Source organism: Pelagibius sp. (assembly GCF_028289705.1).
In the GTDB taxonomy this organism is placed as follows: Bacteria; Pseudomonadota; Alphaproteobacteria; order Kiloniellales; family Kiloniellaceae; genus Pelagibius.
Window position 1 is genome coordinate 1 of sequence record NZ_JANQOI010000052.1, and the last position, 7,603, is coordinate 7,603.

Annotated in this window: 6 protein-coding genes; 4 read left to right on the forward strand and 2 right to left on the reverse strand. The window is 67.7% G+C overall.

The window, feature by feature from the left end; all coding sequences use genetic code 11:
• Positions 1-410 precede the first annotated feature (410 nt).
• Genes Q0996_RS06375 through Q0996_RS06385 form a run of 3 tightly spaced genes read left to right on the forward strand, consistent with a single transcriptional unit; the run spans position 411 to position 4,472 of the window.
• Positions 411-2,327, forward strand: coding sequence for an ATP-binding protein (locus tag Q0996_RS06375; protein ID WP_299616969.1), 1,917 nt, complete (start codon positions 411-413; stop codon positions 2,325-2,327).
• A gap of 31 nt (positions 2,328-2,358) precedes the next feature.
• Entirely contained in the window at positions 2,359-3,093 is a 735-nt protein-coding gene (locus Q0996_RS06380) for a response regulator (protein ID WP_299616970.1), read from the forward strand.
• 35 nt (positions 3,094-3,128) lie between these two features.
• Complete coding sequence (locus Q0996_RS06385) at positions 3,129-4,472, forward strand: ammonium transporter (protein WP_299616971.1); 1,344 nt, start codon at positions 3,129-3,131, stop codon at positions 4,470-4,472.
• Between the two features lie 19 nt (positions 4,473-4,491).
• Here the strand turns inward: Q0996_RS06385 and Q0996_RS06390 are convergent, their stop codons facing one another.
• Together Q0996_RS06390 and Q0996_RS06395 are read right to left on the reverse strand one after the other, a co-directional pair.
• A complete protein-coding gene (locus tag Q0996_RS06390) occupies positions 4,492-5,628 on the reverse strand; it encodes an FAD-binding oxidoreductase (RefSeq protein WP_299616972.1) in 1,137 nt (378 codons plus the stop codon).
• 85 nt (positions 5,629-5,713) lie between these two features.
• A complete protein-coding gene (locus tag Q0996_RS06395) occupies positions 5,714-6,961 on the reverse strand; it encodes a nitrate/nitrite transporter (protein ID WP_299616973.1) in 1,248 nt (415 codons plus the stop codon).
• Between the two features lie 92 nt (positions 6,962-7,053).
• On the opposite strand from Q0996_RS06395, the gene Q0996_RS06400 reads away from it, so the two are divergent.
• Positions 7,054-7,603, forward strand: a 550-nt coding sequence (locus Q0996_RS06400; protein WP_299616974.1) for an HAD family phosphatase, incomplete at its 3' end; no start/stop codon positions are given.

Consider the following 7,603-nt stretch of genomic DNA (forward strand, 5'->3'; position numbering starts at 1 on the left):
AAGCCGCCAATGTTTCTGTCAGCCCGATCGTTGCGATACAAATGAAACCAACTGCCCGGGCTTGCGACATTGGCGGGAAACACGGCCTGCCTAGAGTACTGTGACGATGGTTGAGTGAGGTCCCGTCCCCGGTCGTACCGCGTTTCGCCTCGACCCACACCAAGACGGACCCTTCGTCCGACCATTCCGTAACGGGCAGTGGCAATCTTTCGATGAGACACCAGTCACTCTGTGGCAGGGCCGCGGTCGCCTACCCTTTTGAAGGGCCGGGTTCCGAAGAGGCGCTTGCCGTTCCAATCCCCGCGCCGGAGGCCGCCGGGGGTTCCGCCACCGATGGCCGCTCTGCTGTTGCCGGACCGTCGGGAGATCAAGCGGCGCAGAGCAGGCGCAGGTGGGACGGAGTCGAAGCGGTGAGGAACACGCAGAGCAGCGCGCCGTCGTTTCACCTCCAGCATGCCTTGCTGGAGTTCGCTGCCTCACAGTCCTCCGCCGTCTTCTACATGGCCGAGCTGGGTGGCGCGAACCGGGTCCGTTTCGTCACCTCCAACGTCGAGGCCATCACCGGCCACAAGACCTCGGCGGTGCTGGAGGACGCCGGCTACCTCTCCCGCCAGATCCATCCTGATGACCTTCCCGGCTATCGGCTGAGCCTCAAGGCTCTGCAGCAGCGCGGGTCCCTGATCCATGCCTATCGGCTGCGCATCAGCGGCGGCGCTTACCGCTGGTTCCAGGAAGAGCTGCGTCTGGTGGAAAGCGACGGCGGCCAGGAGACCATGCTGGTCGGCTGTCTGCTCGAGATCAGAAAGCGTGAAAGCGCGGCGGAAAGACGCCCCGAGGACAGCGACCTGGTGCGCCATGTGCTGGAGTCCTGCCCCATCCCCATCACCCTGAACCGCGCGGCGGACGGCAAGATCCTCTACGAAAGCCCGGCCGCCCGCGCGCTGCTCGGCCACGGCGCCTTGCGCGACGGTGAGACGGTGATCGACCGCTGGGTCGTGGCCTCCGACCGCGACGCCTATCTCGAGCGCCTGCGGGCGAGCGGGGCGGTCGACGGGCTGGAGGTGCGCTATCGGCGCGCCGACGGCGAAGAGTTTCCCTGCGTGCTGTCCTCACGGATGATCGAATATCAGGGCCAGGAAGCCATCATCTCCAACCTGGTCGACCTGACCGAACACCGCGAGGCGGAGTCGAAGCTGGCGCGCCAGCGCGAAATCCTGCACCAGAGCGAGAAGCTGAGCGCCATGGGCGAGCTGCTGGCCGGCGTCTCCCACGAGCTCAACAACCCGCTGTCGGTCCTGGTCGGCCAGGCGCTGATGCTTCAGGAAGCCGCCCCCGACGAGGAAACCGCCGAGCGCGCCGAGATGATCGGCAAGGCCGCCGACCGCTGCGCGCGGATCGTCAAGACCTTCCTGGCCATGGCGCGCCAGGAGCCCACGGAGATGGCACCGCTGGACCTGCACGCCATCGTCGACGGGGCCCTGGAAGTGACCGTCTATTCGCTCCGGACCTCAAACATCGAGGTCTCCCTGAACCTGGACAGAGCCCTGCCCCCGGTGATGGCCGACGCGGACCAGATGCGCCAGGTGCTGATCAATTTGATCGTCAATGCGCACCATGCCCTGCAGGGGATCGAAGGTCGGCGCGAACTGCAGATCGCCTCGTCTCATAACAGGTACCGAGAGGAGGTAGCGATTACGGTCCGGGACAACGGGCCCGGGATCCCGGCGGACATCAGGAGCCGGATCTTCGAGCCGCTCTACACCACCAAGGACATCGGCATGGGCACCGGCATGGGTCTCGCCCTCTGTCATCGCATCGTCGAAGCGCATGGCGGGCGCATTCTGGCGGAGGCTGCGCCTGGCGGCGGCGCCGCTATCGTCATCCGCCTGCCCTGCGCGAAGGAGGAAGAGCAGCCGGCGGAAGAGATACCGTTCGGGCGCAAGGATACGACGCACTGCCGGGTGCTGGTGATCGATGACGAGCATGACGTGGGCCGGATCATCGCCGATGTTCTGGAACACGACGGCCACAGCGTCGAGCTGGCCGGCTCCGGCGGCATGGCCCTGGGCCTGCTGAAGCACCAGCACTACGACATCATCCTGAGCGACGTACGCATGCCCGGCATGGACGGGCCCAGCTTCTACCGCAACCTCGGCAACTTGCGTCCGGAACTGATCGACGGCCTGGCCTTCATCACCGGGGATACCCTGAGCCCCTGGGTGAAAGACTTCCTCGACGCATCGGAGCGGCCCTATCTGGCCAAGCCCCTCACCCCGGAGGACCTGCGCGAGCTGGTGGAGCTCCTGATGCGCCGCAGGATGCTCTAGAGACCGAAGCGGAAGAAGAGCGAGACTGGCCATGAGCGAACAGCAACACATCGTCGTGGTGGACGACGAGAAGGACGTGCAGCGGACGCTGCAGCAATACCTCTCCAGCCAAGGCTTCGAGGTCACGGCCCTTGACGGCGCGGCGGACCTGCGCCGACTGGTCGAGCAGGAGGTGGCGATCGATGTTGCCATTCTCGACATCACCATGCCCGGCGAGGACGGCCTCTCCCTGGCGCGCTTCCTGCGCGAGCACACCGAGGTCGCGATCATCATGGTGACGACGCTGGGCGCCGCCGTGGACCGCATCGTCGGCCTGGAGATGGGCGCCGACGACTACATCGCCAAGCCCGTCGACCTGCGCGAACTGCTGGCCCGCGTCCGGGCGGTTCTGCGCCGCCGCACGGCGCCCGCCGAGTCGAACGGATCCGGATGTGCGCCGGAGGACGCGCCGCACAAGGTCGTCGCCTTCGGGCAATGCCGCCTCGATCTCGACTCCCACAAGCTCTACGACGAGGACGGCAGGGAGATCTCGCTGAAGGCGATGGAGTTCGACCTCTTGAAGACCTTCGCCGAACGCCCCAACCGCGTGCTCAGCCGCGGCCAGCTTCTGGAGCTGGCGCACAACGGCGGCTGGGAACCCTTCGACCGCTCCATCGACATCCGCATCGCCCGCATCCGCCGCAAGGTCGAGCAGGACCCGGGCAAGCCGCAGGTGATCAAGACGGTGCGCGGGGCCGGCTACGTCTTCTGCCCGGGGCAGGGCTGAACCCCGGGAGCCGCCGCCGAGAAGGGACCACAGAGATGACGCACTTGCTGAAGGACCTCCGCAGCCGGGCCCGGAGACTCGCTTTGGTCACCCCATGCGCGACCCTCATCGCCGTTGCGCTCCCGGCATCCGCCGAGGCCGCGGTCTCAGCCGAGACGAGCTTCGTCTTCAACACCTTCTCGCTGCTGGTTCACGGCTTTCTCGTGCTGTGGATGGCGGCCGGCTTCGCCTCGCTGGAATCGGGCCTGGTGCGCACCAAGAGCGTGACCACGATCCTCTTGAAGAACATCACCCTCTTCGCCATCGCCGGGCTGTCCTTCTACCTCACCGGCTACAACCTGATGTTCGACGGCGTCGACGGCGGTTTCATCGGCTCCCTCGGCCCCTGGCGTGCGGACGACTCGGCGGCGCTGGCGGGCGATTTCTCCGCCGGCTATTCCGCCTCCTCGGACTGGTTCTTCCAGATGGTTTTCGTCGCCACAGCCGCCTCCATCGTCTCCGGGACCCTGGCCGAGCGCATCAAGCTCTGGCCCTTCTTCGCCTTCGTCTGCTTCCTGACGGCGGTCATGTACCCCATCCAAGGTGCCTGGATCTGGGGCGGCGGCTTCCTCGCCGAGCTGGGCTTCGCCGACTTCGCCGGCGGAACCGTGGTCCACTCCGTCGGCGGCTGGTCGGCGCTCACCGGCGCCATCCTGCTCGGCGCCCGGCGCGGCAAGTACGGCGTCGACGGCAAGGCCCAGCGCATTCCCGCCTCCTCCCTGCCGCTGGCCACCCTAGGCACCTTCATCCTCTGGCTCGGCTGGCTCGGCTTCAACGGCGGCTCCCACCACGCCCTGGGTTCGGCGGCCGATGCCATCGTGGTTTCCAATATCTATGTGAACACCACCATGTCTTCGGCCGGCGGATTGCTGGCGGCGGTCATTCTGACCCAGCTCATCAGCAAGCGGATCGACCTGACCATCGCCCTGAACGGCGCGCTGGGCGGACTGGTCAGCATCACCGCCGGGCCCAACACGCCGGAGGTCGGCCAGGCGATCCTGATCGGCGCGGTGGGCGGCTCCCTCGTCGTGCTGGTCACGCCGCTGCTGGACCGTTGGAAGATCGACGACGTGGTCGGCGCCATCCCGGTGCATCTGGTCGCCGGCACCTGGGGAACCCTGGCGGTGGCCTTCACCAACCCAGCGGCCAGCCTCCCCATTCAGCTCCTGGGTATCGGCACCGTCGCCGCCTTCGTGATCACCGCGAGCAGCCTTGCCTGGCTCCTGCTCAAGGCGACCGTCGGCCTGCGCCTCAGCCAGGCCGAAGAGGCGCTCGGCATCGACAAGGTGGAACTCGGCACCCTGGCCTATCCCGAGTTCCGCCTGGCCAAACAGATCTGACAGATCGGACCGGCAGAGATCAGACCTCCACCGTGCTCCGCTGCAGCCGGGATGGTGCCAGCTCATCGGACGAAACGCCCAGTGCGGCAACGTCTTCCGGCAGGCGGCCTTCGGTGATCAGGGATGCCGCGGTCCGGCCGGCCGCCGGCGCGGTCTGAATGCCGTAGCCGCCCTGGCCGGCCAGCCAGAAGAAATCCTCCAGCGCCTCGTCGAAGCCGATGACCAGCGACTTGTCGGCGACGAAGCTGCGCAGCCCGGCCCACTTGTGCTCGATCCGCCGCACCTTCAGGGTGGTGGCGCTTTCGATGCGGTCGACGACGATGGCGACGTCCAGCTCCTCGGGCTGCACGTCGCAGGGCGGCATCGGCGTTTCGTCGGCGGGCGAGGCGAGGAGCCGCCCGGACTCCGGTTTGAAATAGAACTGCTCCTCGATGTCGGCGACCAGCGGCCAGGCCCGGCAGTCCACGCCCTCCGGCCCGTCGAAGGTGATCACCGTGCGGCGCTTGGGCACCAACCCGATGGGCGCGGCGCCGGCGATCTCTCCGAGCGTGTCCGCCCAGGCGCCGGCGGCATTGACCAGAACCGGCGCCGCGAAGGCCCCGGCGCGGGTCTCCACCTGCCAGAGGCCGTCCCGCCGCGCGAGGGCCGAGACCTCGGCCCGGGTCACCACCGCACCGCCGCGCTGGCGCAGGCCCTTCAGATAACCCTGGTGCAGGGCATGCACATCGATGTCGCAGGCACCCTGCTCGACAATGCCGGCGGCCGCATAGCCGGGGCGCAGGACCGGCACCTGCATAGCGACCTCCGCTGCATTGAGCCGATCAATCGTGTCCGCCTCTTCGCCTGCTTCGAACTCCGCGAGGACGTCGAGCTGGTCTTCGCGGGCCAGAAAGATCGAGGGCCGCGGCGAGAGCAGCGGATGTTCGGCAAAACCCCCCGGCGGCGCCTCGTAGAACCGCCGGCTGGCCCGGGTCAGCCGGCGGATCGCGGCGTTGCCGTAGGTTTCCAGAAACTGGGCCGCTGAGCGGCCGGTGGTGTGGTAGCCCGGCGCCTCCTCGCGCTCCAGCACGACGACATGGCCGTGGTCCGCCAGTTCATAGCCCGCCGAGGCGCCGGCAATACCGGCCCCAACGATCAGAAAATCGCATGTTTGCATGGTCACCTATCGGAAGAAATCAGGCAGAGCAGCTACGGGACCGCAAGCGGCAAGAATGTGCAAGCCTATTGCGGCTTGATCAGTGTCAGCGCGACCTCTGCATCGCTGCCTTGGCCGGCACCAGGGCTGCCAGGATCAGCGGGCCGGTCAGAACACCGAGGCCCAGCAGGGCGAAGGCCAGACCCCAGGCGAAGCCCTGCCCGGCGCCGCCGGCGAGATCCAGCACCACGCCGAAGGCCAGCGGCGAGAGGAAGCCGGCGCCGAAACCGAGCAGGGCGTGGAGCGCCATGGTGGCGCCCCGCCGCTCCGGTGTGGCCGCGATCACCGCGCCCGCCGTGAGCGCCCCGGAATCCGCCATGATCAGGATGCCATAGACCAGCAGCACCGTGGTCAGCAGCCACAGCGGCGCGCCGGCAATGAAGCCAAGCACCAGCGCGATCCCGCCGGAGCCGAGCATGATCAGCGACACCACCCCGCGCCGCCCCAGCGCCGTTGCGATCTCGTTGCCGAGGATCGAGGCCGGCAACCCGAGCAGCAGCAGCACGGTGGCCACCTGGGTCGGGCTCCAGTCGCTGGCCGCCAGGGCCGGTTGGTGGGCAAAGACGAAAACCAGGAAGGCCACCAGCCAGGCGCGGAAGCCGAAGAGCTCCCAGATATGGGCGGCATAGCCCAGGGTGTAGCCCAGCGCCGGGCGGTTGCGGAACACCGGGCGGAAATCGAACACTGCCGTCTTAAGGGTCTCGCCCGGCGCCCGCGCCAGAGGCCGTACGAAGAGGACAATCAGCAGCAGGGCGGCGAAGGAGCCCATGGCCGAGATGCCGAAGGCCCAGGACCAGCCGGCCAGCGCTTCCACCTCCCCCGCCGCCAGCACCGAAATCGACGCGCCGATCCCGAAGTGGGCGGTGTAGACGGCAACGGAGCGGGAGCGGCTCTCCTCGGGCAGGCGGTCCGACAGCAGCTTCAGGCCCACCATGTAGGTGCCCGCCAGGCTGATCCCGCCGAAGAAGCGGAAGACCATGGCGCTCCAGAAGCCGCTCGCGAAGAAAGCGAAACCGAGCGCCGCGAGACCACCCAGGAGGCAGGAGTAGAGATAGATGCGGCGGGCGTCCGCGCTGTCGGTCAGGGTCACCAGCACCGGCACCGCCGCCGTGTAGCCGGCGTAGTAGACCCCGCTGACCCAGCCGGCCTCGGTGTTGCTCAGGCCCCAGAGCGGCTGAAAGACCGGGATCAGCGCCGGGAAGGTCGCGTTGCTGAGCATGCCCAGAACCTGGGTCAGGCAGAGCAGCGCCACCAGCCACCAGCCCTTCGCATCCAACACCACCGCCCCCAGCATCGCGTTATCCGAATCGCCAGGGTATCCGCTTTTTTGCTGCACTGCCGCGAAAAAGGCCGCATGGCGGCCCTGCGCCTGTTATACTCCGGCCCATGATCCCTTCCCTTGTCATCTTCGACTGCGACGGCGTGCTCGTCGACAGCGAAGAGATCGCCAACCGCACCCTGGTCGAGGCCGTCAAGGGCGTCGGCATTTCCATCACCTATGAGGAATGCCGGGCCCGCTTCGTCGGCGGCACCCTGCAGCGGGTCATCGATACGCTGGAGGAGTGGCGCGGCGAGCCGCTGCCGGAAACCTGGAAAGCGGACTTCGAGACCGCGCGCGATGCCGCCTTTCGCCGCGACCTGAAGCCCATCCCCGGCGTCGCCCGGGCCATCGAGACGATCCAGGATGGCGGCATGCCGATCTGCGTCGCCTCCTCCGGCAGTCTCGGCAAGATGGATCTGACCCTCGGCCTCACCGGCCTGAAGGACTACTTCGACGGCCGTATCTTCTCGGCCTCCATGGTGGCGCGGGGCAAGCCCTACCCGGACCTCTTCCTGCATGCCGCCGAACAGATGGGCCAGATGCCGGAGACCGCGGTGGTTGTGGAAGACAGCCTGCTCGGCACCACGGCGGGCGTGGCGGCAGGGATGCGCGTGC